Raw genomic sequence first — 23,399 nt, forward strand, 5'->3', positions numbered from 1 at the left:
CGCCGACAACCACCGCGCAACCCGGAGGAACACACCATGACCCAACAGATCCGACCGACCACCCAAGCCGCGCCCCAAGACGACGCGATGGCCGTCAACGGCGCCGAGCTGCTTGACGAAGTGGCCGCCGCCCTGGGTCGATACGTCATTCTCCCGAGCCACGCCGCCACCGTCGCGGTCGTGCTCTGGATCGCAGCGAGCCACGCGGTGCCCGCCTGGCATTGCGCTCCTCGACTTGTCATTCGTGCGCCGGAAAAGCGGTGCGGCAAGTCGCGCCTGCTGGACCTCGTGGAGGCCATGTGCCATCGGTCTTTGATGACCACGAATGCCTCGCCGAGTGCCGTCTACCGGTCCATCGGAATGACCCCTACGGATCCGCCCACGCTGCTCATCGACGAAGCTGATGCGATCTTTGGTCCCAAGGCCGGGGACAACGAGGACCTTCGCGGGCTGCTCAACGCCGGACACCAGCGCGGGCGCCCCGCCCTGCGCTACGACGCCGGGTCCAAGTCGGTCGATCACATCGCCACGTTCGCGATGGTGGCCCTGGCCGGGATCGGCGCCATGCCCGACACCATCGAGGACCGGGCCGTGGTGATCCGGATGCGCAGGCGCGCCCCCGGCGAGGACGTCCAGCCCTACCGGGTGCGCCGCGACGGTCCCAGCCTGGTGGACCTGAAAGACCGGCTGAACCAGTGGGTGCGTGCGAACCTCGACGCACTCACCAACGCCGTGCCCGTGATGACGGTTGAGGACCGCATCGCCGACACCTGGGAGCCCCTCACGGCCGTTGCGGACCTCGCCGGAGGTGACTGGCCCGACAACGTGCGCGACGCCGTCCTGACCCTGACCGCCGACCGCGACGCCAACACCGCCAAGAGCACCCGGACCCGGCTCCTGACCGATTGCCGAACCGCTTTCGCCGACGCCGACGCCCTGCCCACCGCCGACCTCCTCGACCGCCTGAGAGGTGACCCCGAGGCACCCTGGGCCACCTACGGCCACGCCGGGCTCACCGCCATGCGGCTCGGCATCCTGCTGCGGGAGTTCGACATCACCAGCCGGAACATGCGGCTGCCGACCGGGCAAGCCAAGGGCTACGGCCGATCCGACTTCACCGACGCCTGGGCGCGCTACTGCCCCACCGATCCCGTCGGGGAGGGAGAGCCGTCCCAGCCGTCCCAGGCGTCCCTACGCAGGTCAGAGCGGGACGGCTTGCCTGCCCGGGACGGCTTAAGCCGTCCCGCCGTCCTAAGCCGTCCCGGGGCTGACCTGCAATGGGACGGCTGGGACGGCTGGGACGGCTTACCCCCCAACACCCATCCAGTCGTCTGCATCACCTGCCGCCAGGCCCTCAGCTACGACGACGGAACCCACACCCACCCGAACTGCGCGACCGCCGCCGAACCGACCGGCTGACGCGGACCTGCCCCTCTGTCGCCCGTTTCAGCCGCCCGCCCGGAAGGCATGACGTGAACGAGCTCGACATCTTCCCCAACGCTCACAGCCTCAAAGGAGAGACCATGACCAACCAGCCGATGCGGCTCGTCCTCACGATCGAGGAGGCCGCCGACCGTCTCGGCATCGGCCGAACGCTCATGTTCGCCCTCGTGAAGGCCGGCGACGTCGAGTCGATCAGGATCGGCCGACTTCACCGGATACCGGCAGGCGCCCTGAACGACTTCGTGGCCGGGCTTCGCGGAAAGGCGGCCTGACGATGGGAGACGAAGTCAAGCGACCGAAGCAACCCAACGGAGCCTCCTCGATCTACCAGGATGCGGCCGAGAACTGGCACGGTCGCGTCACCGTCGGCAAGAAGGACGATGGCCGCCCCGACCGACGGCACGTCCGAGGCAAGACACGCACGATCGTCGTCAAGAAGGTGCGAGCTCTGGAACGAGCCCGAGAGGACGGGAACGTCCTTGGCGTTGACCAGAACTGGACCGTCGCGCAGTGGCTCACGCACTGGGTCGAGAACATCGCGGCACCGTCCGTACGTCCGAGCACGCTGAGCGGCTACCGAGTGGCCGTCAACATCCACCTCATCCCGGCTCTGGGCGCACATCGCCTGATCGCGCTTCGCCCGGAGCACTTGGAACGTGCCTACCAGGCGCTAATGCGGAAGCCGCTCAAGTCGGGTAAGCCGCGCAAGCCCGCGACCGTCCACCAGGCGCACCGCACCATGCGCACGGCGCTGAGTGAGGCCGTACGACGCGGCTACCTCACCAACAACCCGGCGACTCACGCGAGAGCGCCCCGCATCGTCGAAGAGGAGATCGAGCCGTACGGCGTCCCAGATATCCAGACGTTGCTCCGCGTCGCTCGGCAACGTCGCAACTCGGCCCGGTGGGCGATCGCCCTCGCGCTCGGACTGCGCCAAGGCGAGGCGCTCGGGCTCCTCTGGGCGGACGTCGACCTGGACGGGCAACTCCTGAGGGTCCGCCGCAGTCGAGTTCGCCCGCAATACGCCCACAGCTGCAACCCACCCTGCGGTCATGAACACCCGGGCCACTGCCCTTCTCGGAGGCAGACCAACGCCGACACGGACGAAACCAAGTCAGCGGCAGGCAAGAGGACGGTCGGCCTGCCGAGCGCGCTCGTCGCGCTCCTCCGCCAACACCAAAAGGAGCAGAACACGGAGAGGGAACAGGCCGGGCAGTTGTGGACCGAGTGCGGCTGGGTCTTCGCAACGCCAACCGGTTCAGCCCTCATTCCACGCTCCGACTGGGACGCCTGGAAGCAACTGCTACGTGACGCCGGACTGCGAGACGCCCGGCTGCATGACGCCCGGCATACCGCGGCCACGGTGCTCTTGCTCTTGGGAGTCAGCGAGCGAGCCATGATGGGAATCATGGGGTGGTCGAACCCGGCGATGGCTCGCCGCTACGCGCACATGGTCGATGCGATCCACCACGACATCGCAGGTCGGGTGGACGGTCTGCTCTGGAGCCAAGACGACGACGCGCAGCCACCCGAAGCGGGCGTCCCGCGGGCCAGTTGAGACCACTAATGAGACCACTCGCAGATCAGCCCCTCCCCGGCGGGACCGGGGAGGGGCTGATTTACGCTCAATATGGCGGTGGCGGTGGGATTTGAACCCACGGTGGAGTCTCCCCCACACACGCTTTCGAGGCGTGCTCCTTAGGCCGCTCGGACACGCCACCTCGACGAACACTACCGGCTCGGTGCCCGACGACCGAATCGGCCCCGCGCGCCCCGCTCCGCACCGCCCGAGACGCCCCGACGTACGCTCGTCCGGTGACGCTTCCGGCCCTCCAGCCCGACGACGACGCCGCGGCACGCGCCCTGGACGTCCTGTCCGGGCGGCGCCTGACGGTCCTCACCGGCGCCGGCCTGTCGACGGACTCCGGCATCCCGGACTACCGCGGCCCGGACTCCCCGCCGCGGACCCCGATGACCTACCAGCAGTTCGTGGGCGACCCCGCGTTCCGCCGCCACTACTGGGCGCGCAACCACGTCGGCTGGGCCCACGTGCACCGGGCACGGCCGAACGCGGGGCACCGGGCGCTGACCGCGCTCGAGGCGCGGGGCGTCGTCGTCGGCGTCATCACCCAGAACGTCGACCTGCTGCACGAGGAAGCCGGCACCCGCAACGTGATCGACCTGCACGGTCGGTACGACCGGGTGATCTGCCTGAGCTGCGGCGTCGTCATCTCGCGCACCCAGCTGGCCGCGCGGCTCGATGCCCTGAACCCCGGCTTCCTCGAGTCCGTCGGCCACGTCGCCGACATCGAGATCGCGCCCGACGCCGACGCCGTCATCGAGTCGACCGCGCACTTCACGGTCGCGGCGTGCGAGCGCTGCGGCGGGCTGCTCAAGCCGGAGATCGTCTACTTCGGAGAGAACGTGCCGCTCGAACGCGTCGCGCGCGCCTACGCGATGGTCGACGCGGCCGACGCTCTGCTGGTGGCCGGCTCGTCCCTCACGGTGATGTCCGGCCTGCGCTTCGTCCGCCACGCCGCCAAGGCCGGCCACCCGATCGTCATCATCAACCGCGGCCCCACCAGAGGCGACCCCCTGGCGACGGTCAAGCTCAACGCCGGCACCTCCGAGACCCTCAGTTCCCTAGCCACCACCCTCCCCTCCCCGCCCCAGAGCTGAAGCCGCAGACTGCGCACATCGGCGACGCCTGCGCACATCCGATGTGCGCAGAAGACCGGTATGTGCGCAGTTTGCGGTCGAGGGATCGGTCAGCGTGGCGTCAGCGGCGGGTGGCGAAGAAGGTGCGGAGGAGGGCGGCGCACTCTGGCTCGCGGATGCCGCCTTTGACCTCGACGCGGTGGAGGGAGCGGCGGTCGCGGACGACGTCCCATTGGCTGCCGCAGGCGCCCGCCTTGGGGTCCCATGCGCCGAGCACCAGGCGCGGGATCCGGGCCAGGACGGTCGCGCCGGCGCACATCACGCACGGTTCGAGCGTCACGACGAGTGTGCAGTCGTCGAGCCGCCAGCGCCCGAGGGTGGCCGCGGCCGCCCGCAGCGCGACCAGCTCGGCATGCGCGGTCGGGTCGCCGTCGGCCTCGCGCGCGTTGTGACCCACCCCGACCGGCACCCCGTCCGGCCCGACGACGACGGCGCCCACCGGCACGTCGCCGGTCGCCAGGGCGCGCCTGGCCTCGGTGAGGGCCAGGCCCATCCACCGCGCGTCGTCGTCCGTCTCGGCCACGGCGCCATCCTCCCGCACCGAGGCGCCATGGGCGGCGCCCACGCACCCGGCCGCACGCACGCACCGCACCGCACACGTCCCGGCACGTCGCACGTCCCGGCACGTCGCACGTCCCGGGACGTCGACCTCGGGACCCGACCGGGATCGCGACCCCCGCCCGGACGGTAGGTTTGCCCGTATGCGCCTGCATGTTGCGGACCACCCGCTCGTCGCCCACAAGCTCACCGTTCTCCGGAACAAGGACACGGCCTCGCCGACCTTCCGGCTCCTCGTCGACGAGCTCGTCACGCTGCTCGCCTACGAGGCGACGCGCGAGGTGCGCACCGAGCCGCACTCGATCGTCACCCCGGTCACGGCGACCGTCGGCACGAAGATCGCCGACCCGCGACCGCTCGTCGTCCCGATCCTGCGCGCCGGCCTCGGCATGCTCGACGGCATGACCCGGCTGCTCCCCACGGCCGAGGTCGGCTTCCTCGGCATGCAGCGCGACGAGGAGACCCTCGAGGCGATCACCTACGCGAACCGGCTGCCCGAGGACCTCTCCGGTCGGCAGTGCTTCCTGCTCGACCCGATGCTCGCGACCGGTGGCACCCTCGTCGCCGCGATCAACTTCCTGTTCGAGCGCGGTGCTCGCGACGTCACCGCGGTGTGCCTGCTGGCCGCGCCGGAGGGCCTGAAGGTCCTTGAGAACGCCGTCGGGGACCGCCTGGACGTCAAGGTCATCGTCGCCGCCGTCGACGAGCGGCTCAACGAGAAGTCGTACATCGTGCCCGGCCTCGGCGACGCGGGCGACCGGCTGTACGGCATCGTCTGAACCCACGATCTCCCCGACGCAGCGCCGCGTCACCTCGCTCGGCAGCCGAGAGCCGACGCCATTCGCTTAGGTGTCCGGCGCATGTGCTGCCACAATGTCCATGTGACCTATCCGCTGCGAACGCCCGACGCCGTCCCGGCGTCCGTAGGCGTACCCGCAGCCGCGCGCGTCACGCCCTGTCGATCCTGACCTTCCCGGTCCCGATCGACCCCGTCCGGCATCGTCGCCGAACCCGCGCTTCACACGCCTGACCACCACCCCATGGAGAATCCCGTGACCACCCGCCTGCGCGCCGAACGGGCGCACCTCCTGCCCGCACCCGCCCGCGCCGCCACCGCCGTCGCCCCGCTCGAGCACGAGGTCGAGTCCGCCGACCAGACCCCGCCCGGGCCGGGCTTCGTGCTGCACGTCGGCGTCGACGACGCGTTCGGGCACGGCCCGGACGCGCTGCGCGCCCTCGTCGAGGCCGCCGAGACCCTCCAGGAGCTCGCGCGCGACCTGCTGCCGAAGGCCAACACGTTCACTACCCTCTCGCTCAAGCCGCCGACCGCGGGCTGAAACCGCCGGTGGATCTCGCCGGTTGACCGCGTCCGCTCGCCGGCCGGTTCCGCCGGTGCGGAGCAGGTGACGAATCGCGCGGTTGACGCGCGAGAACGGGCGCCCTACGGGCAACTTGCGTCCCATCCGTCCCACGCTCCGCACCGACGGAATCTCCACGCCGCTCCACAATCAAGCAGCTCCACACACAAAGAGCGGGGCGGGACCCGTAGGTCCCGCCCCGCCGTCGATCACCGCGAAGCTGAGCGTCGAGCTCAGAACGCCGGCAGCACCTCGCCGCTCGGCCAGCGCTTCTCGATGAACGCCTTGACCTGCGGGGAGTGCAGCAACTTGTCCAGCTTGAGGATCGCCGGGTTCTTCGCGTCCTGGGAGCGGACCGCGAGGAAGTTCGCGTACGGGTTCCCCTTGGCCTTCTCGATGAGCAGCGAGTCGTTCGCCGGGTTCAGGCCCGCCTCGAGGGCGAAGTTGCCGTTGATGATCGCGAGGTCGACGTCCTGCAGCGACCGCGCGAGCTGCTCGGGCGCCGTCTCGATGAAGTCGAACTTCTTCGGGTTGCTTTTGATGTCCAGGATCGTGGGCAGCTTGTCGCCCGTGTCCTTGAGCGTGAGCAGGTCGTTGTCGACCAGCAGCTCCAGGGCGCGCGCCTGGTTGCCGGGGTCGTTGGTGATGCCGAACTTCGCACCGTTCGGGATGTCCTTGACCGACTTGATCTTCGAGGAGTACAGCGCGTAGGGCTCGATGTGCACGCCCTTGAAGTGCGCGAAGTCGTAGCCCTGGGACTTGACCTGCTCGTCGAAGTACGGCTTGTGCTGGTAGTAGTTCGCGTCGAGGTCGCCCTCGGACAGCGCGGTGTTCGGCAGCACGTAGTCGTCGTACGTCTTGATGTCGAGCTTCAGGCCGGCCTTCGCCGCGAGGTTCTTCTGGACGAACTCGAGGATCTCGGCGTGCGGGGTCGGGCTCGCCCCGACGACCAGGGTGGTGACCCCGTCCTTGGTGGTGCCGGCGGAGGCCTCCTTGGCGCCGCCGCCGGCGCCGCAGGCGCTCAACGCCAACGCCGCGACCGCGACGACGGCGATGGAGCCGAGGACCTTCTTCTTCGGGTACTTCATGGGTCTTCCTTTCGGGCGAACGGGTACCCCGCGAGGCGGGATGAATGTGGGGGTCAGCGGTGGTCCACGCGGCGCGCGAGCACGTCGCCCACCACCTGGAACACCTGCACGATCACGACGATCACGACGACGCAGGCCACCATCACCTGCGGATCGAACCGCTGGTAGCCGTAGCTGATCGCGAGGGCGCCGAGCCCGCCGCCGCCGATCGCGCCGGCCATCGCGGAGTAGCTGATCAGTGCGATCACGGTCACCGTGAGGCCGGCGACCAGGCCCGGCAACGCCTCGCGGACCAGCACCGCGCGCAGGATCTTCGCGCGGGTGGAGCCCATCACCCGGGCGGCCTCGACCTTGCCGGGGCTGACCTCGCGCAGGGCCGTCTCGACGAGCCGCGCAAAGAACGGGACGGCCCCGAGCGTGAGGGGCACGACGGCGGCCCCCCAGCCCAGGGAGGTGCCCACGACGAACCGGGTGAACGGGAGCACCGCGACCATCAGGATGATGAACGGCAGCGACCGGCCGATGTTGACGACGAAACCGACGACGCGGCTGACCGCGGGCTGCGGCGCGAGCCCGCCGGGGGCGGTCGCGTGCAGCAGCAGCCCGAGCGGGAGCCCGAGCAACGCCGTGAGCACCGAGGAGAGGGCCACCATCTCGAGGGTCTCGACGGTCGCCTCGGGCAGCTTCTGCTGGATGACGGGGTTGGCGAGGAAATCGCTCCACCAGCTCATCGGGTCACCTCCGCGAAGACGCCCGCGGAGTGCAGCCGGGTCAGCGCCCCTTCGAGGTCACCGGCCGGCAGGTCGAGCTGCAACCGCCCGACGCGCCGGCCCGCGAGGGTCTCGATCGTGCCGGCCGCGATCTCGACGCCAGTCCCGAGCTCGGCGACCGCCGCGAGCACGACGTGCGTCGCGACGTCGTCGGTCGAGTAGGCGACCTCGACGAGCGAGCGCTCCTCGCCGAGCGGCAGCTCCGGGATCGGGATGAGCTCACGCGCCAGGCGCGAGCCGTAGGCCGCGACGACGTCGCCCAGCGCGCCGTCCTCGACGACCTTCCCGCCCTCGAGCAGGGTGACCGAGTCGCAGATCTCGCGGACCACGGCCATCTCGTGCGTGATGAGCAGCACGGTGATGCCGAGGCGGTCCCGCAGCTCGCGGATCAGCGCAAGGATCTGCCGGGTGGTGGTCGCGTCCAGGGCCGACGTCGGCTCGTCGCACAGCAGCACGGCGGGCTCGGTCGCGAGCGCCCGGGCGATGCCGACCCGCTGCATCTGGCCCCCGGAGAGCTCGGACGGGTAGGCGTCCGCGCGTTCGGCGAGCCCGACCAGGCCGAGCAGCTCCGCCACGCGAGCGGCGCGTTCGGGTCGCGGCACCCCGGCGACCTCCAACGGGTAGGCGAGGTTGCCGGCGATGGTGCGCGAGTCGAGCAGGTTGACGTGCTGGAAGACCATGCCGATCCGGCGCCGCGCGCTGCGCAGCTTGGCCTCGGGCAGCCCCGAGAGCTCCTGGCCGTCCACGGTCACGGTGCCGGACGTCGGGCGCTCGAGCAGCGTCAGGCACCGGATCAGCGTCGACTTGCCCGCGCCGGACCGGCCGACGATGCCGTGGATCGCGCCGCGCGGGACCGAAAGGTCGATGCCGTCGAGTGCGACGACGTCGGGCCCCTTGGTGGGGTAGACCTTGCGCAACGCGCGGAGCTGGATCTGAGGCTCGCTCATGCGTCTCCTAGATTTGCCTTCGTGGCTGGGCCGCCGGACCGCTCGCGTGCTTCCGCGGGGCGCGGCGGCCTGTTGCCACTGGCTGGGGGGTGGGACCGGGGCGGGACGATTCAGACGTCCCGCGCGACCGGCGCCCGTCGGGGCGCCGCCGCTTCGCTCAGTTCAACAGCCGAAGCGCATGCCGGGGCAGCACATTCGCGCCGCCACGTATGTGGGGGGCGAACAGGTGATGCTGTGACCGGACATGGTGCCTATTGGACCACAGGCTGAGACGAGGGCCCCGGGCCCTCCACCCAGCGGACGCAGTGTCAGACCCTCGCGAGACGATGAGGGCTCGTGCACAGGGTGAGGACGCTCATCCACAGCCGTGCACCGCGTCGTACACAGGGATACGCACATGTGGGGGTAACTCTTGGATCTGACCACTACATCTAGCAACTCACCCGGTTGAAATCGTTGCCCAGGGCCGACGACGGGGCTAGCGTCTAGTCCCATCGTTCGCGTCAGAGAAGCTGCGAGGAAGAACGCCGATGACCATCACCGACCCGTCTCAGGATGCTCGCAGCGCACGCCCCGACGGCGGTCCGGGCTCACCGCTCGCGCCGGCCCGGCCCGGCCAGATCCACGTCACCAAGCGTGACGGGACCCGCGAGCTGTACAACGCGGACAAGATCAACCAGGCGGTCGTCAAGGCCGCGACCGGCCTCGAGGACCACGTGGCCAAGGCCATGCAGGTCGCCGCCGAGCTGGCGATCACGCTGTTCGACGGCATCACCACCGAGCAGCTCGACGAGGCCGCGATCGGCGCGGCGGTGCAGAACGTCAAGGACGACCCAGACTTCGACACGATCGCGGCCCGGCTGCTGCGCAAGGTGATCAACAAGCGCGTGCTGGGCAACTACGAGAGCGACCTCGAGCTTGCCCTGCTGCACCAGGCCCGGTTCCCCGGCTACATCCGCGAGGCCGTCGAGCAGGGGCTCCTCGACGAGCGGCTGGTCACGCTGTTCGACCTCGACGCGCTCGCCGCCGCGATCGACCCGGCGCGTGACGACCTGCTGCGGTACATCGGCACGGTCACCATGCGCAACCGCTACATGATCAACGACCGGCGCGGGCGGGCCCTGGAGGTCCCGCAGTACTTCTGGATGCGCGTGTCCATGGGCCTCTCGCTCAACGAGGCGGACCCCACCGGCTACGCGATCCGGTTCTACGACAAGATCTCCCGCCTGGACTACCTGCCGGCCGGCTCGACCCTCGTCAACGCGGGCACGTCCTACCCGCAGCTCTCCAACTGCTTCGTGATGCAGATGGAGGACGACATCGAGCACATCGCCAAGTCGGTCCGGGACGTCATGTGGCTGACCAAGGGCACCGGCGGCATCGGCCTGTCGGTGACCAAGCTGCGCAGCGAGGGTTCGCCGATCCGGTCGAACAACACGACGTCGACCGGCCCGATCCCGTTCATGCACACGATCGACTCGACGCTCCGCGCGGTCTCGCGCGGCGGGAAGAAGTTCGGGGCGCTGTGCTTCTACATGGAGAACTGGCACCTCGACTTCGACCAGTTCCTCGACCTGCGGCAGAGCTCGGGCGACCCGTACCGACGCACGCGCACGGCGAACACCGCGGTGTGGATCTCGGACGAGTTCATGAAGCGCGTCGCCGCCGACGGCGACTGGTACCTCTTCGACCCCGCCGAGACGCCCGACCTGGTCGAGCTGGTGGGCTCGGCGTTCTCCGAGCGGTACGCGTACTACGTCTCCCTCGCCGAGGCCGGCCGGCTGCGCGCGTTCCGGCGGATCAAGGCCCGCGAGCAGTACAACGCCATCCTGATGACCCTGCAGACGACGTCGCACCCGTGGCTGACCTGGAAGGACACGATCAACCTCCGGGCGCTGAACACCAACACGGGCACCATCCACCTGTCGAACCTGTGCACCGAGATCTGCCTGCCGCAGGACCGGGAGAACATCGCGGTCTGCAACCTCGCCTCGATCAACCTGTCCGAGCACCTCGTGCCCCTGCCCGACGGCGGCGCCGGCTCGAACGCCGCCGGCGGACTCGGCTTCGACTGGGACCGGATGCGGACCTCCGTCGAGCTCGCGGTGCGCCAGCTCGACAACCTCGTCGACATCACGCTGTCCTCGGTCGCGGAGTCCGAGCACGCGAACCGGTCCAACCGGGCGATCGGCCTGGGGGTGATGGGCTTCACCGACGTCACCGAGCGGCTCGGCTACGCCTACCAGTCCACGCAGGCGTACGACCTGATCGACGAGCTGGTCGAGTTCGTCAGCTTCCACGCGATCCGCGCGAGCGCCGACCTGGCCCGCGAGCGTGGGTCGTACGCCAACTTCGCCGGCTCGGGCTGGTCCAAGGGCCTGGTGCCGTTCGACACGATCGAGCTGGTCGAGAAGGACCGCGGCGTCCCGGTGCTCGTCGACCGGACCATGCGCCTGGACTGGGACTCGCTGCGCGAACGGGTCCGGGGCGGCATCCGCAACGCGACCCTGATGGCGATCGCGCCGACCGCGTCGATCGGGCTGGTCGCGGGCACGACGCCCGGCCTGGATCCGCAGTTCTCCCAGATCTTCTCCCGGACCACGAGCTCGGGGAAGTTCCTGGAGGTCAACCGCAACCTCGTGCACGACCTGCAGAAGCTCGGCCTGTGGGAGCAGGTCCGCGGCCACCTGCTCGCGGCGCAGGGCGACCTGACCACGGTGCCCGGCGTGCCGGACCACCTGCGGGAGGTCTACAAGACGTCGTTCCAGCTCCACCCGGATGCGTTCATCGAGGTCGCGGCCCGGGCCCAGAAGTGGATCGACCAGGCCATCAGCCGCAACATCTACCTCGAGAGCCGCGACATCTCCGAGATGGCCCGGCTGTACGCGGCCGCGTGGGAGCGCGGGGTCAAGACGACCTACTACCTGCACGTCAAGCCGCGGCACACCGCCGAGCAATCGACCGTCCGGGTCAACAAGTCCGAGGCCCGGCCGTCCGGCACCCCGGCGCCGCCCGCGGGGGCGAACGGCTCCGCGCCGGCACCCGCCGCCCCGCGCCGCGGGTTCGGCTTCGGCAAGAGCGCGGGCGCAGCGCCGTCCGCCCCGACAGTGACCCCGCCCGCGAGCCCGGCGCCGGACCGCCTCTTCGACTCGGCCCCGGACCCCACCCCGAGCCCGTCGCCCGTGCCCGCCCCGACTCCGACCGCCCCCGCACCGGCTCCCCGTCCGGGTCCCCGGCCTGCGTTGCCCGCGCCGGGTCCGAGCCGCGGCGCGGTCCCGCCGGCGCCCGCATCGCCTCGCACCGGGTTCGGCGGCTTCGCGACGGGATCCACGATGCTCCAGGTTCTCGAACCGCTCCGCGTGGGTAGCCCGGACCCCGGCACGCTGGACCTGGACCTCTACCAGGACCAGGACACGGTCGGCGGCGTCGCGTGCCCCATCGACCCGATGGAGCGCCTGCAGTGCGAGTCCTGCCAGTGAGACCTTCGAAGGAGCGCCGCTGATGTCCACTCACCAGATCCTCGGGACCGGAATCTCCGACGGACTGCTGCTCAAGCCGGTCCGGTACCAGTGGGCGATGGACCTGTACAACCAGGCCGTGTCGAACACCTGGTTCCCGAACGAGATCCAGCTCGGGGAGGATCTCGCCGACTTCAAGCGGATGACGGACGAGGAGAAGCACGCCGTCACGTTTCTGATGTCCTACTTCAACCCGAACGAGCTGCTCGTCAACAAGGCGCTCGCCTTCGGGGTCTACCCGTACATCAACGCCCCCGAGGCGCACCTGTACCTCGCGAAGCAGATGTGGGAGGAGGCCAACCACTGCATGTCGTTCGAGTACGTCCTGGAGACGTTCCCGATCGACCGCGTGGAGGCGTACGACTCGCACGTGAGCGTGCCCTCGATGGCCGCCAAGGAGGCCTTCCAGGTCGCCTACATCAAGCGGATGACCGAGCAGCGGCTCGACATCACCACGACCGAGGGCAAGCGCGACTTCGTCCGCAACCTCGTGGCGTACAACATCATCCTCGAGGGCATCTGGTTCTACTCCGGCTTCATGGTCGCGCTCAGCTTCCGCCAGCGGAATCTGCTGCGGAACTTCGGCTCGCTGATCGACTGGGTCGTGCGGGACGAGTCGCTGCACCTGAAGTTCGGCATCAACCTGATCCTCACGGTGCTCGAGGAGAATCCGGACCTGCAGACGGCCGAGTTCGCGGACGAGATCCGCCAGATGGTCCTCGACGCGGTCGCGATGGAGGAGCAGTACAACCGGGACCTGCTGCCCTCGGGCATCCTGGGCCTGAACGCCGACTACGTGAACCAGTACGTGAAGTACCTGGCCGACCGCAGGCTCGAGGAGCTCGGGTTCGAGCCGCACTACCTGGTCTCCAACCCCGCGAAGTGGATGGCCGCCGCGAACGACACCCTGCAGCTGGTCAACTTCTTCGAGGCCACCAACACGTCCTACGAGGTCAACGCCCGCTCGGGAAGCTGACGCGCACCCCCAGGCTCGGCGTACGGTGTCGAGATGAGGGTCGTCATCGCTGGTGGGCACGGTCAGATCGCCCTGCGCCTGGAGCGGCTGCTCGCCGCGCGGGGCGACGAGGTGGTCGCCCTGGTCCGCAATCCCGACCACGTGGCCGACGTCGACGCGACGGGCGCGAGCGCCGCACTGGTCGACCTCGAGCGGGACTCGGCCGAGACGCTGTCCACGCACCTCGCGGGTGCCGACGCGGTGGTCTTCGCCGCCGGGGCCGGACCGGGCAGCGGCGCGGCCCGCAAGGACACGGTCGACCGCGGCGCGGCGGCGTTGCTGGCCGACGCCGCCAAGCTGGTCGGGATCCGCCGGTACCTGCTGGTCTCCTCGATGGGCGCCGGCGCCGAACCACCCAGGTCGGCGCCGGCCGACGAGGACTCCGTGTTCGCCGCCTACCTGCAGGCCAAGCGGGCCGCCGAGCAGGACCTGCGCGCTCGGGACCTCGACTGGACGATCCTGCGGCCCGGCGGACTGACGAACGAACCGGGCATCGGCCGGGTCCGCCTGGAGCCTGCGGTGCCGCGGGGCCGGGTCACGCGCGACGACGTCGCCGCGGTGCTCGCCGGGCTGCTCGCCGAGCCGCGCTCCGCGGGTCTGACGCTCGAGCTCATCGAGGGCGACGTGCCCGTCGACGCTGCCGTCGCGGGTGCGCTGACGCCGCTGGACGGCTGAGCGGTCCTCGAAGAGCGGACCTACTGGCTGGTGACGGTCAGCCTTGCCCGACCGGCGACGAACGGCACGACGCCGGCGGCGCCGAGCGTCAGAACCAGGCCGCCGGAGGTGTCACCGGTTCCGTCCGCCACGAGATTCAGGGCGACGGAGCTCCCCGGCTGGCCCGCCACCAGGTCACCCACCGCACAGCTCACGTCACCGTCGCCACCCGTCGTGCAGCCGGAACCGGCCAGGGTCACGCCCGCGGGCGGCGAGATCTGCAAGACGGCGTCGGTCGCGTCCGTCCCGCCCACGTTCGCGACCACGAACTCCACGGGGGTCGCGACCCCTGCCGCGGCGGTGACGTCCGGCGCAGTGGTCACGAGATCGGCGGGCGCCGGATACACGTTGACCGTGATCGTTCGCTCGAGGGGCTCGGTTGCACCGTCGCGCGTCGTCATCGTGACGATGTCACCGGGCGTAATGATGAGCGCCTGGGCCGTGGCGCGCAGCGACAGGACCAGCGGGGAACTGGCCCCGGCCGCGAGGTCTCCGCCCGAGCAGCTCAGTTGCGGGCCGACCCCCGGCAGACAGGTCCACGCCCCGGTCGGCGACTCCGCCAGCTCGATGCCGTCCGGCAGGGTGACGTCCACGTGCACCCCGGTCGCAGCGATCCCGCCCGAGTTCCGGACCGGAATCGTCACCGGGGTGGCCTCGCCGACCGTGAACACGGCCGGGTCGATCGGGTCGGCCGCGATTCTGGCCGGTGCCGGAGCGATGGTGAGGTTGACAGTCACCTCGGCCGTCGGCGCGTCGCTGGTCACGCTGAGTCCGGCGTTCGCCGATTCGGTCGGGTCGACCCACGCACCGACGCTCACCCGCAGGACGAGGGCGATCGTGGCCTGGCCGGGTAGCCCCGCCACCGAACATACGCCCGCGCCGCAGGTCCACGGCGGGTTCGTGACATCGGGCGGCAACGAGAAGCCCGCGCCGGGGAGGTCCGCGTCCGTGAGTACCTCCTCGACGGTGACTCCCACCGGCAGGGTGAGCGTTGCCGCGAGGTTTCCGGCAGTCGCGTCGCCGGCGTTGTGGATCACGAACGCCAGCAGGCCATCACTCCCCGCGGTCAGCGCCAGCCCGCCGAGCGGGGCGACGCTCAGCGCGGCCGGGACGACCGGCGGGGCGGTGGGATCGCTCTCAGCAGGCGGAGCGGTCGGATCGGGTGTGGGCGTGGGATCGGGCGCCGGCACGGTATCGGCGACCGTCGCGGGGTCGCTCAAGGGAACGGTCGCCGGTGCCGAGTTGTCCGCAGGCAGCGTGTCGTCCGCCGGGAGCGCGGCCGGGTCGGCCGAGGCATCGGGCGGCACCTGCGTCGGATCGGACGGCGCCTGCGTCGGATCGGCCGCGGGCGGGGACACCGAGCTCGTCGCCGTCGGCGAGGCCGTGGCCACCCCAGTGGCGTCGTTGAAGACGCCGGTCGAGCCCGCGACCGCGAGCGACGCGCCGACCACACCGGCAACCGCAGCCCCGGCGACGCTCATCGGGATCGCGGCCATGAACGCCGCGATGCCACCCGTCGTCGCCGCTGCCGGCAGCGCGGCCGAGGCCAGCGCACCCACGACCAGCCCGGCGGCACCCGACGCACTCGCGCCGGCGCCCGCGGCGACCAGCCCGGCAGCGCCCGACGCCGCGGCGCCCGTGCTCACGGCGACGCCGGTGCCCGCGGCGACACTCGTGCCGACGGCCACGCCGGTGCTCGCGGCGGAGGTCGCGGCGACGACGGAGGTGCCGGCCGCGACGGACGTCCCAGCGGCGACGGAGGTCCCGGCGGCGCCACCGCCGAGCGCTGCGCCCGAACCGCCGACCGCAGCCCCGCCTGCACCACCGGAGCCGACCATCATGCCGGTGCCCACGCCGAGGATCCCGCCCACCGGGAGCGGGTTCGCGAGGGCACCGAGCCCGGCCACCCCGAGGATGAGCGGTGCGATCACGACGCGCATGCCGTGGTTGACGTCGCCGAGCTCGAGCACGAGCGCGCGACAGACGCCGCACTCGGCGAGGTGCGCGTCGACCTGCGCGGTCTCGCGCTTGGCGAGGCCGCCGCGCACGAAGGCGCCGAGCTTCTCGTTGACCGTCCGGCAGCCCTCGAGGGTCGGCGAGGCGAGGTGCTGCTGGAGGTACGCCTCGCGCAGGCCCTCCCGGGCGCGGTAGGACAGCGCCGCAACACCGTTGGCCGTGAGCCCGAGCAGGGGCGCGATCTGGGCGGGGTTGAGGCGTTCGACCTCGGTGTACCAGAGGACTGCCTGCCACCGTTCGGGCATGGCGGCGTAGGCCCTGGCGACGACCCCGCGCTCGAAACCGGCGAGCGCCGGGTCCTCGACCGATCCCTCGGGACCGAACGCGGTCTCGAAGACCGCGATGTCGTCGGTCGGCCGCACCCGGCGACCAGCCTCAGCGCCCGCGAAGGCGAGCCGACGAACAACCGTGAACAGATAGGCGCGGAAGGCGACATCGGGTCCGCCACCGGCCTTCAGCACGGCGAGCACCCGCGCGAACGCATCAGCGACGACATCTTCGGCGTCCGCTGTCGAACGGGTGTACTGGCGTGCAACTGCGCGAGCAGCCGTGGCGTGGCGCTCGTAGAGCGTGCCGAACGCGGCCGAACTTCCCTCTCTGACCGCGGTAATCAGCTCAGCGTCGCTGGAAACCTCGCTCCAGACGTCGACGTTGCCATCCATATCTCTTCCCGCCCCCTTCCCCCTGGGCCGGTCCCCCCACATGTGACGCCACAGCCTCCCACGGAACACCCCCTTCTGGTAAGGACGAAATCACCCGAAGTAGTCGCGTCATCCTTCTGGGATCGCTCGCTCTCATCCTGTATGACCACGACCGGTGAGGCGGCTGCCGCGCGGTCGCCCCGCCTGCGTGAGCAGTGGCGCAGCGTCAGCGCCGAGTCAGTCTGGCTGCGTGCAGCCGACTGGTACCACCCCTCGGTGGACGCCGTCGTCGAGGCCGTGCTGGCGGGTGCCGACCCCGGGCCGGCTGCCGCACGCCTCGGACTGGTGCGCGGCGAGTGCGGGGTCGGGATCACCGAGACGATCAACGACCTTGCGTGCCTGTACCGCACGCTCGGCTGGACCGATCCCCCGCTGGCCCCGGTCCGCGCGCTGTGCGAGGGGTGGGTCGCCGCCCAAGAGGCGGCCCCGGTGGACGCGCAGTGCCGCGACCCCGAGACGGGCCTGCCGACGGCTGAGTACCTGCGGATGCGACTCACGGAGACGTATGGTGCGGCGCTTCGCGCGGGGAACCTCGCAAACCGGACACACATCCTCTTGCTGGTGGACGTCGCCGTCGGCCGGATCGACCCGTGGACGCGGATCGCACGCTCGGCCGTCGTCGGGCAGGCGCTGCGCAACGTGTACGGCGACGGCCATCCGATGGCGTCGCTCGGTGATGGGGTGTTCGTCGTGCTGGTCGATCGGTATCCCGACCTCGGCGACGCCATCCTGGCGCTGCGCGAGGAGATCTCCGCCCACGCCGCCCGGCTCGGCGTCGAGTGCCTCGTGCGGCAGCCGCCGCGGGTCTGGCTCGAACAGCTGCCCGCCAGCCATTCGGGAGTGCTCGAACTGCTCTCACATATCGGACGTTGACCCCATACAGGCGTGCAGATGAGCCAAACCCGACCCGACGGGGTTACGGTCGGAACATGACTACGCAGGGGATCGCCGACGACGATTCCGAGGCTCTGCCCCTCCTGGCGGTCGGCACGACGGCCGATATCTACCTGGTCGACGAGGAGACGGTGCTCCGCCGTTACCGCGACGTGCACGACGCCACGGCCGAGGCCGCGCTCATGCGCCACGTCGCCGAACACGGCTTCCCGGTCGCCGAGGTGTACTCCGCGCAGGGCCGTGACCTGGTCATGGAGCGCCTGCACGGACCGACGCTGCTGGTCGCGCTGGCTGCCGGCGAGTTCAACCTGCACGACGGCGCCGACATCATGGCCGACCTGCACCGCCGGCTGCACGCGATCCCGGCGCCCCGCCGCGCCGGCGACGAGTCCGCGGCCGGCGACGACGTCGTCGTGCACCTGAACATTCACCCGGGGAACATCGTGCTCAGCGAGAGCCACGGCCCGGCGCTGGTCGACTGGGCCAACGCGCGCACCGGATCGCTCGACCTCGACACCGCGATGAGCGCGATCATCCTCGGCGAGGTCGCCGTCGACTCCGAGGGCGACTACTCCCGAGCCGCCCGCGCGATGCTCGTCGCCTTCCTCGCGGTCGCGGACGGCAACCCGCTCGCCCAACTCGACGTCGCGGCGCAGTCACGCCTGAACGACCCCGCCCTCTTCGCCGGCGAGAAGTCGCTCGTCGTGCCGGCCGCCGCCCTGGTGCGCCAGTACTCCCGCGACGTGATCATCGGCGGCGAACCAACCGCCTCCTGAGCCGTCGCCGCGAAACCCCACGACCGCCGGCTCCGAACGGGGTCGGTCTTGCCGATTCGTAGCGCGAACTGGGAGTTGTTGTCGTCCCCAGGGGCGGAAATCGGACAACCACTCCAAGTTCGCGACGAGCCTGAGCCCCTGACGCGTGAGGACGCGGTCATTCGGCAACCCGAGTGAGTGGCACCATCTGCTGCATGGTCGACGGCGAGGTGTCCCACCAGGCGATGGACGTGACAGTGCGTGCGTTGCTCGGTCCGTGGCCCGAGCCGGTCGACCTGGCGGTGGAGCTTGTCGAGCGGGTGGACTGCGGCAGCTACGTTCGCGAGAAGATCAGCTACGCCGTTACCGAGGCGACGCGCGTCTGCGCATACGTCTGCGTACCCAAGGGTGCACACGGCCCGCTGCCGGCGGTGTTCTGCCACCACCAGCACGCCGGCAACTTCGCCCTGGGCAAGAGCGAGGTCGTGGGTCTCGATGGTGACCCCGACCAGGCCTACGCAGTCGAGCTCGCCGAACGAGGCTTCATCACGATCTCCCCGGACGCCATCGGCTTCGAGGAGCGCAACTGGAGCCCCGACGGACGGTCCAACGTCACGTGGTTCGAGCTCTCCACGCGACTGGTCCAAGGCCGGACCCTGCTCGCGTCGTGCCTGCACGAGGTGTCGGTGGCGCTGGACTACCTCGTGTCCCGCGACGACGTCGACCCGGCCCGGCTGGGGTTCATCGGGCACTCCTACGGCGGGCGGATGGCGCTGTGGGCGCCGGCGTTCGATCACCGCATCACCGCCTCCGTCTCGAACTGCGGGTGCATCCCCTACCGGCACTCCTTCGCCCGCGACACCGGCATCCAGGCCGAGTTCGTCGTGCCGGGGTTCGCTGCAGGTCACGACCTCGAAGACGTGCTCGCGCTCTTCGGTGAGTCGTCCTCGCTCCTCATCTCGGCAGGCACCCGGGACAAGTGGAGCCGGGGAGCCCAAGGGGTGTACGACGGCGCGCGCCGCACCCTGGGCGAGCGCGTGGAGCTCGCGCTCTACGACGCAGCGCACGCGTTCACCCCCAAGATGCGAGCACGCGCCTACGACTTCCTTCGCGACCGGTGCTCAGACGGACCAAGTCCATCTCCGGTGCCCTGAGCTCAGACTTCGCGGAGGGTCTGCAGAAAGCTTGCGATGCGGCCGATGGCATCCTCGAGGTCCGAGACGCTGGGGAGCGTGACGAGACGAAAATGGTCCGGGTCTGGCCAGTTGAAGCCCGTGCCGTGGGTGACCAGGATCTTCTTGGCCCGCAACAGGTCGATGACGAACTGCTCGTCGTCCTTGATCGGATAGACCTCGGGATCCAGCCTCGGGAAGCAATAGAGAGCACCCCGCGGCTTCACGCAACTCACCCCCGGAATGGCATTCAACAGCTCGTACGCGGTGTCGCGTTGCGCACTGAGTCGCCCCCCGGGGAGGACCAGCTCATTGATTGACTGGTGACCACCCAACGCGGTCTCGATCGCATGTTGCGCCGGCACATTCGCACACATGCGCATGTTGGAGAGGAGCGTCAGTCCCTCGAGGAAGTCCTCGGCGCGATCGCGCGGGCCGCTGACCATCACCCAGCCACTGCGGAAGCCGGCGATGCGGTAGGCCTTGGACAGCCCGCTGAAGGTCAGGCAGAAGACGTCGTCACCGGCATACGTCGCCGTGTGGTGGTGAATCGCGTCGTCGAACAAGATCTTCTCGTAGATCTCGTCCGACATCAGGACCAAGTTGTGCCGGCGCGCGATGTCGACCAGGCCCTTGACCTTCTCCTCGGAGTAGACCGCACCGGTCGGGTTGTTGGGGTTGATGACCACCAGGGCCTGGGTGTTCTCGGTGATCTTGGCTTCGATGTCGTCGAGGTCCGGGTTCCAGTCGTTACCCTCGTCGCAGCGGTAGTGCACGGCAGTACCGCCTGCCAGCGCGACAGCGGCCGTCCACAGCGGGTAGTCCGGCGCCGGCACGAGGATCTCGTTGCCGTCGTCCACGAACGCCTGCAGAACCATCGTGATCATCTCGGAGACGCCGTTGCCGATATAGACGTCCTCGACGCTCACGTCCAGATCGTGGCCCTGGTAGTACCGCGCTACGGCGGTCCTTGCAGAATTGATCCCCTTTGAGTCGCTGTATCCCTGCGCCGAAGGCAGGTTGTGGATCATCTCCCGCAGAATCCGTTCCGGCGCCTCGAAACCGAACGGAGCGGGGTTGCCGATGTTCAGCCTCAAGATGCGGTGTCCCGCGGCCTCAAGACGTTCTGCCTCAACGAGAATCGGGCCTCGCACGTCGTAGCGAACATTCTTGAGCTTCGAGGACTGGACTATTGGACGCATTGCGCCATCCTGTCAGCATCAGGGTCTCGCCAAAGTCGTGTCCCAGCAGGTGAGGCGCCGAGCTCGCCCAGCACGCCCGGATCGCCGTCCGCGGCCCCCTCCCCCAGCACTCCACAGGTACCGAGCGAGTCGCGGCGCCCGGCATCCGATGGCGTGCACCTGATGACCGGTTGTGACGTGCCAACCGAACTGGCGCGTTGCCACTCATCGTGTCCCGCTGGATTCGGCCTTGTCGTCGTCGAGAGTCGGGGCGTCAGAGTCCAGAAATTTCCTGCGTGCCAACCACCGGGCCCCGCGCCGGTGACACTGCTGGGTCCGCCCCAGGGCGCCGCCGCAAGCCGCGCCGCCACCCTCGTCTTCCGCCGAGTAGCGTCCGTCGCTTAAGTGGCGCACCACTCGGCGTTTGGTGTTGGTCTGGGTGGAAAACTCGGGCCGTCCGCCGTGAGCGCCGCACATTTCTGCAGCCAAGCTTGACCAGCGGCCCGGCGACGCGGCCGTGCAGGCGTGGGTCTTCGCAGGATGGCGTGCCGGCGGACCACCGAGCCGACGTGCGCGCGCTGCGGGCACGTCACCGCATCGCCTCGCGGTCGTCCCCCTGCCATGGCTCACCAGCGAAAACAGCAGTCCTCCAGGCGTGAGTCGATCAACGCAACCCAAAACCAACATCAAACGCCGAGTGGTCGTGGCGCTAAGCGGTGTTGGGGCGGCGGTCCTCGTGTCCGCGATTCGCCTGAAGTCAAGCACCCATTGCACGCACGGATACGGTGAGCGGCGTCTTTGCGTGGCGCCGATCGTTGACGCGCTAACGTCCGGGGTTATGGATCCTCTGAACGACCTGCCTGCTGAGTCTCGGCAAGACCTGGTGGCCGCCGTCCAGGCCGCACTCCGGGTCGACAAGGCGGACGCCGAACGGATTGTCCGCGCATCCGAACCTCTGTGGGAAGCGATGGAGCAGGTCGGCGGCCTGGTTGATTCATGGGGCGGTGGAGAGTTCTGCCACCTGTTTCCGAAGATGTGCGCGGTCATCCGGTCGGGTGCCGAATGAGGGGTGAGACGGCGCCGGGTGGTCGCACGCTCATGCCGCCGACGGCGCGGCCGGAGTTTCGGGCCGCCACTGCATGGGGTGGCTAGGCCAGGGCGTCCGCGACGGTCAGGTGAGCGCCGCAGCTGGGACAGCTGGCCTGACCGAACAGTTGGAGCAGCTCGCTCGCCACCGCCACCTGGTTGTGCGCCTGGCAGAGACCCAGTAGGCGTGCCTCGGCCGTTCCGAGTTCGAAAGGGTCGGCCGGCTTCACCGGCTGGCCACCGCGAACCATGTCTGGATCCGTCGTCGCGACGAGCACACCGTCGACGAGTTCGAGGTAAAGGTGTTCGTCGCAGGAGGGGCACTCCAGTTCGACCTCCTCGTCGACGAGACCCTCCAACTCGCGCTGCCAGACGGAGAGGTCCTCAAACGCCGCGACGGCTTGTAGGGCGTACAGGAAGTCCGCACGATCATGAACCAGGGCAAGCTTGTGCGCGGCGACGGGCTTCAGGGAGCTGATCTGGGCTGCATAGACGCTGCGGACGTCCATGATCTCCGGCGGGCCGTCTTTGGAGGCGATGATCGACGCCGCCAAGGTCAGGGCCGGTTCCAAGGCCACGTCCGCGCGCGACGATGCAATCCGTGCCAGGTCCGGCAGGGCTGCGTAGCTCGCGGGTGCCACCGTGCCCTGGTGGCACAGCCGCGACCACAACTCGCTCCAGACCGGCGCGTCCCAGTCCATCACCGAGGCCGCCTCGTCCAAGAGGGCCGGGACTCCGGCCGCGCTGCCATACACGTCCCGTAGCACTTGCCAGTCCATCATGGCCAACAGCCAACCACCTCCAACCCGACCATCCGCCGGGTTGGGGGCCCCTCACCTCAACTGCCTCGAGCGGTGCACGGTCATGCCGCGTTCCGTTCACAGCACGTGGACGTCGATCACTTCAGCGGTACCAGAAGGCTTGACCTCACACTCGACGCTCAGGTCGCTTGGCGACTCGTCGGTGGTCCGAGGCCTCGGCGTCCGCGTCGCTCGACACCACTTACCGGTCGTGAAGTGGCGGTTCGGGCCGATCAATGAGGTCGCGAGCGGGCGACGGTCCGCGGCTATGCGACGCTATTCGTCCAGCAGTGGCCGTCCCAGAATCGCCAGGTCCCCTCGCGCGAGGGGTCGGCGTACCACCCCGCTGCGGGCTCAGAGGAATGCGAAGGCGCGCGCCGCACGATGGCCGTAATGATCAGGGCGACAGCTCCCGTTGCGCTGGCGGCAACGACGATTACGCCTGAGACGACCACCATTCCGCTGGCGTCCGTTCCCGTATCAGGTGTCTGAAGCGCGTTGATGATCATCATCACTGAAACCACCTGTTGACCGCCACGTCAGGTGATCATGGCGGCGTCGTTCCCGGTGATGATGGTTTTTGGGCAAAGGTGAACCCCGCCGGTGTGTGACCGGCGGGGTTCGTGGTCATGGTGTCGCCTTGGTGGTCAGTCTGTCGTGACCTC

At 69.7% G+C, this 23,399-nt stretch carries 21 protein-coding genes and 1 tRNA gene; 13 read left to right on the forward strand and 9 right to left on the reverse strand.

Translation table 11 applies throughout. The features are described from left to right. Window positions 1–36: 36 nt before the first annotated feature. The 3 genes from VIM26_RS04010 (at window position 37) to VIM26_RS04020 (ending at window position 3,001) form a co-directional block, all read left to right on the forward strand. The gene (locus VIM26_RS04010; RefSeq protein WP_331949050.1) at window positions 37–1,419 is read left to right on the forward strand and encodes a DUF3631 domain-containing protein; all 1,383 of its coding nucleotides are present in this window, start codon (window positions 37–39) and stop codon (window positions 1,417–1,419) included. A gap of 104 nt (window positions 1,420–1,523) precedes the next feature. After that, window positions 1,524–1,715 carry an excisionase family DNA-binding protein gene (locus tag VIM26_RS04015; RefSeq protein ID WP_331949051.1) on the forward strand — a complete coding sequence of 64 codons (192 nt, stop codon included), beginning with the start codon at window positions 1,524–1,526 and terminating at the stop codon, window positions 1,713–1,715. A gap of 167 nt (window positions 1,716–1,882) precedes the next feature. After that, window positions 1,883–3,001, forward strand: a complete 1,119-nt coding sequence (locus tag VIM26_RS04020; RefSeq protein ID WP_331949053.1) for a tyrosine-type recombinase/integrase — start codon at window positions 1,883–1,885, stop codon at window positions 2,999–3,001. A 73-nt stretch (window positions 3,002–3,074) separates the two neighbouring features. On the opposite strand, the gene VIM26_RS04025 is transcribed toward VIM26_RS04020, so the two are convergent. Continuing rightward, a tRNA-Ser gene (locus VIM26_RS04025) sits at window positions 3,075–3,164 on the reverse strand. 94 nt (window positions 3,165–3,258) lie between these two features. On the opposite strand from VIM26_RS04025, the gene VIM26_RS04030 reads away from it, so the two are divergent. Continuing rightward, a complete protein-coding gene (locus VIM26_RS04030) occupies window positions 3,259–4,122 on the forward strand; it encodes an NAD-dependent protein deacetylase (protein WP_331949054.1) in 864 nt (287 codons plus the stop codon). Between the two features lie 100 nt (window positions 4,123–4,222). Here the strand turns inward: VIM26_RS04030 and tadA are convergent, their stop codons facing one another. Further along, window positions 4,223–4,684 (reverse strand): tRNA adenosine(34) deaminase TadA, encoded by a 462-nt coding sequence (gene tadA / locus VIM26_RS04035; protein WP_331949055.1) that lies wholly within the window; start codon window positions 4,682–4,684, stop codon window positions 4,223–4,225. A 178-nt stretch (window positions 4,685–4,862) separates the two neighbouring features. Here tadA and upp point away from each other — a divergent pair, with 178 nt between their 5' ends. Beyond that, window positions 4,863–5,498: a uracil phosphoribosyltransferase gene (upp, locus tag VIM26_RS04040; protein ID WP_331949056.1), complete on the forward strand. Its 636-nt coding sequence runs from the start codon at window positions 4,863–4,865 to the stop codon at window positions 5,496–5,498. Window positions 5,499–5,771: 273 nt separating this feature from the next. Further along, the gene (locus tag VIM26_RS04045; protein WP_331949057.1) at window positions 5,772–6,056 is read left to right on the forward strand and encodes a hypothetical protein; all 285 of its coding nucleotides are present in this window, start codon (window positions 5,772–5,774) and stop codon (window positions 6,054–6,056) included. A 254-nt stretch (window positions 6,057–6,310) separates the two neighbouring features. Here VIM26_RS04045 and VIM26_RS04050 read toward each other — a convergent pair whose 3' ends face one another. From VIM26_RS04050 to VIM26_RS04060, 3 genes are read right to left on the reverse strand one after another with little or no spacing between them, the layout of a single operon-like run. After that, window positions 6,311–7,165 (reverse strand): MetQ/NlpA family ABC transporter substrate-binding protein, encoded by an 855-nt coding sequence (locus VIM26_RS04050; protein ID WP_331949058.1) that lies wholly within the window; start codon window positions 7,163–7,165, stop codon window positions 6,311–6,313. Window positions 7,166–7,218: 53 nt separating this feature from the next. Then, the gene (locus tag VIM26_RS04055; RefSeq protein ID WP_331949059.1) at window positions 7,219–7,896 is read right to left on the reverse strand and encodes a methionine ABC transporter permease; all 678 of its coding nucleotides are present in this window, start codon (window positions 7,894–7,896) and stop codon (window positions 7,219–7,221) included. After that, window positions 7,893–8,882: a methionine ABC transporter ATP-binding protein gene (locus tag VIM26_RS04060; protein WP_331949060.1), complete on the reverse strand. Its 990-nt coding sequence runs from the start codon at window positions 8,880–8,882 to the stop codon at window positions 7,893–7,895. Before VIM26_RS04060 ends, VIM26_RS04055 begins: the two co-directional genes overlap by 4 nt. 530 nt (window positions 8,883–9,412) lie before the next feature. On the opposite strand from VIM26_RS04060, the gene VIM26_RS04065 reads away from it, so the two are divergent. From VIM26_RS04065 to VIM26_RS04075, 3 genes are read left to right on the forward strand one after another with little or no spacing between them, the layout of a single operon-like run. Then, window positions 9,413–12,361, forward strand: a complete 2,949-nt coding sequence (locus VIM26_RS04065) for a ribonucleoside-diphosphate reductase subunit alpha (protein ID WP_414696438.1) — start codon at window positions 9,413–9,415, stop codon at window positions 12,359–12,361. Between the two features lie 22 nt (window positions 12,362–12,383). After that, window positions 12,384–13,376 carry a ribonucleotide-diphosphate reductase subunit beta gene (locus VIM26_RS04070; RefSeq protein ID WP_331949062.1) on the forward strand — a complete coding sequence of 331 codons (993 nt, stop codon included), beginning with the start codon at window positions 12,384–12,386 and terminating at the stop codon, window positions 13,374–13,376. A 33-nt stretch (window positions 13,377–13,409) separates the two neighbouring features. Then, the gene (locus VIM26_RS04075) at window positions 13,410–14,090 is read left to right on the forward strand and encodes an NAD(P)-binding oxidoreductase (protein WP_331949063.1); all 681 of its coding nucleotides are present in this window, start codon (window positions 13,410–13,412) and stop codon (window positions 14,088–14,090) included. A gap of 20 nt (window positions 14,091–14,110) precedes the next feature. On the opposite strand, the gene VIM26_RS04080 is transcribed toward VIM26_RS04075, so the two are convergent. Continuing rightward, window positions 14,111–16,807, reverse strand: a complete 2,697-nt coding sequence (locus tag VIM26_RS04080) for a sigma-70 family RNA polymerase sigma factor (RefSeq protein WP_331949064.1) — start codon at window positions 16,805–16,807, stop codon at window positions 14,111–14,113. A 141-nt stretch (window positions 16,808–16,948) separates the two neighbouring features. Here VIM26_RS04080 and VIM26_RS04085 point away from each other — a divergent pair, with 141 nt between their 5' ends. From VIM26_RS04085 to VIM26_RS04095, 3 genes are all read left to right on the forward strand, one after another. Beyond that, window positions 16,949–17,719 carry a hypothetical protein gene (locus tag VIM26_RS04085; protein ID WP_331949065.1) on the forward strand — a complete coding sequence of 257 codons (771 nt, stop codon included), beginning with the start codon at window positions 16,949–16,951 and terminating at the stop codon, window positions 17,717–17,719. 56 nt (window positions 17,720–17,775) lie between these two features. Next, window positions 17,776–18,516 (forward strand): aminoglycoside phosphotransferase family protein, encoded by a 741-nt coding sequence (locus tag VIM26_RS04090; RefSeq protein WP_331949066.1) that lies wholly within the window; start codon window positions 17,776–17,778, stop codon window positions 18,514–18,516. A gap of 194 nt (window positions 18,517–18,710) precedes the next feature. After that, window positions 18,711–19,649, forward strand: a complete 939-nt coding sequence (locus VIM26_RS04095; RefSeq protein ID WP_331949067.1) for a dienelactone hydrolase family protein — start codon at window positions 18,711–18,713, stop codon at window positions 19,647–19,649. A 2-nt stretch (window positions 19,650–19,651) separates the two neighbouring features. Here VIM26_RS04095 and VIM26_RS04100 read toward each other — a convergent pair whose 3' ends face one another. Then, complete coding sequence (locus VIM26_RS04100) at window positions 19,652–20,869, reverse strand: pyridoxal phosphate-dependent aminotransferase (protein WP_331949069.1); 1,218 nt, start codon at window positions 20,867–20,869, stop codon at window positions 19,652–19,654. Between the two features lie 817 nt (window positions 20,870–21,686). On the opposite strand from VIM26_RS04100, the gene VIM26_RS04105 reads away from it, so the two are divergent. Then, window positions 21,687–21,914 (forward strand): hypothetical protein, encoded by a 228-nt coding sequence (locus VIM26_RS04105; RefSeq protein WP_331949071.1) that lies wholly within the window; start codon window positions 21,687–21,689, stop codon window positions 21,912–21,914. An 82-nt stretch (window positions 21,915–21,996) separates the two neighbouring features. Here the strand turns inward: VIM26_RS04105 and VIM26_RS04110 are convergent, their stop codons facing one another. Both VIM26_RS04110 and VIM26_RS26970 read right to left on the reverse strand, forming a co-directional pair. Continuing rightward, window positions 21,997–22,722: a hypothetical protein gene (locus VIM26_RS04110; RefSeq protein ID WP_331949073.1), complete on the reverse strand. Its 726-nt coding sequence runs from the start codon at window positions 22,720–22,722 to the stop codon at window positions 21,997–21,999. 278 nt (window positions 22,723–23,000) lie between these two features. Then, window positions 23,001–23,246, reverse strand: coding sequence for a DUF2510 domain-containing protein (locus tag VIM26_RS26970; protein WP_414696439.1), 246 nt, complete (start codon window positions 23,244–23,246; stop codon window positions 23,001–23,003). Between the last annotated feature and the right edge of the window lie 153 nt (window positions 23,247–23,399).

This window comes from Pengzhenrongella sp., from assembly GCF_036565025.1.
In the GTDB taxonomy this organism is placed as follows: domain Bacteria; phylum Actinomycetota; class Actinomycetes; order Actinomycetales; family Cellulomonadaceae; genus Pengzhenrongella.

What these genes read in the sequence shown, in the direction of transcription:
- VIM26_RS04010 (WP_331949050.1), top strand. Translation starts at nt 37, where the DNA reads ATGACCCAACAGATCCGACCGACCACCCAAGCCGCGCCCCAAGACGAC.
- VIM26_RS04015 (WP_331949051.1), top strand. Translation starts at nt 1,524, where the DNA reads ATGACCAACCAGCCGATGCGGCTCGTCCTCACGATCGAGGAGGCCGCC.
- upp (WP_331949056.1), top strand. Translation starts at nt 4,863, where the DNA reads ATGCGCCTGCATGTTGCGGACCACCCGCTCGTCGCCCACAAGCTCACC.
- VIM26_RS04050 (WP_331949058.1), bottom strand. Translation starts at nt 7,165, where the DNA reads ATGAAGTACCCGAAGAAGAAGGTCCTCGGCTCCATCGCCGTCGTCGCG.
- VIM26_RS04055 (WP_331949059.1), bottom strand. Translation starts at nt 7,896, where the DNA reads ATGAGCTGGTGGAGCGATTTCCTCGCCAACCCCGTCATCCAGCAGAAG.
- VIM26_RS04060 (WP_331949060.1), bottom strand. Translation starts at nt 8,882, where the DNA reads ATGAGCGAGCCTCAGATCCAGCTCCGCGCGTTGCGCAAGGTCTACCCC.
- VIM26_RS04065 (WP_414696438.1), top strand. Translation starts at nt 9,413, where the DNA reads ATGACCATCACCGACCCGTCTCAGGATGCTCGCAGCGCACGCCCCGAC.
- VIM26_RS04070 (WP_331949062.1), top strand. Translation starts at nt 12,384, where the DNA reads ATGTCCACTCACCAGATCCTCGGGACCGGAATCTCCGACGGACTGCTG.
- VIM26_RS04075 (WP_331949063.1), top strand. Translation starts at nt 13,410, where the DNA reads ATGAGGGTCGTCATCGCTGGTGGGCACGGTCAGATCGCCCTGCGCCTG.
- VIM26_RS04080 (WP_331949064.1), bottom strand. Translation starts at nt 16,807, where the DNA reads ATGGATGGCAACGTCGACGTCTGGAGCGAGGTTTCCAGCGACGCTGAG.
- VIM26_RS04085 (WP_331949065.1), top strand. Translation starts at nt 16,949, where the DNA reads ATGACCACGACCGGTGAGGCGGCTGCCGCGCGGTCGCCCCGCCTGCGT.
- VIM26_RS04090 (WP_331949066.1), top strand. Translation starts at nt 17,776, where the DNA reads ATGACTACGCAGGGGATCGCCGACGACGATTCCGAGGCTCTGCCCCTC.
- VIM26_RS04095 (WP_331949067.1), top strand. Translation starts at nt 18,711, where the DNA reads ATGGTCGACGGCGAGGTGTCCCACCAGGCGATGGACGTGACAGTGCGT.
- VIM26_RS04100 (WP_331949069.1), bottom strand. Translation starts at nt 20,869, where the DNA reads ATGCGTCCAATAGTCCAGTCCTCGAAGCTCAAGAATGTTCGCTACGAC.
- VIM26_RS04105 (WP_331949071.1), top strand. Translation starts at nt 21,687, where the DNA reads ATGGATCCTCTGAACGACCTGCCTGCTGAGTCTCGGCAAGACCTGGTG.
- VIM26_RS26970 (WP_414696439.1), bottom strand. Translation starts at nt 23,246, where the DNA reads ATGATGATCATCAACGCGCTTCAGACACCTGATACGGGAACGGACGCC.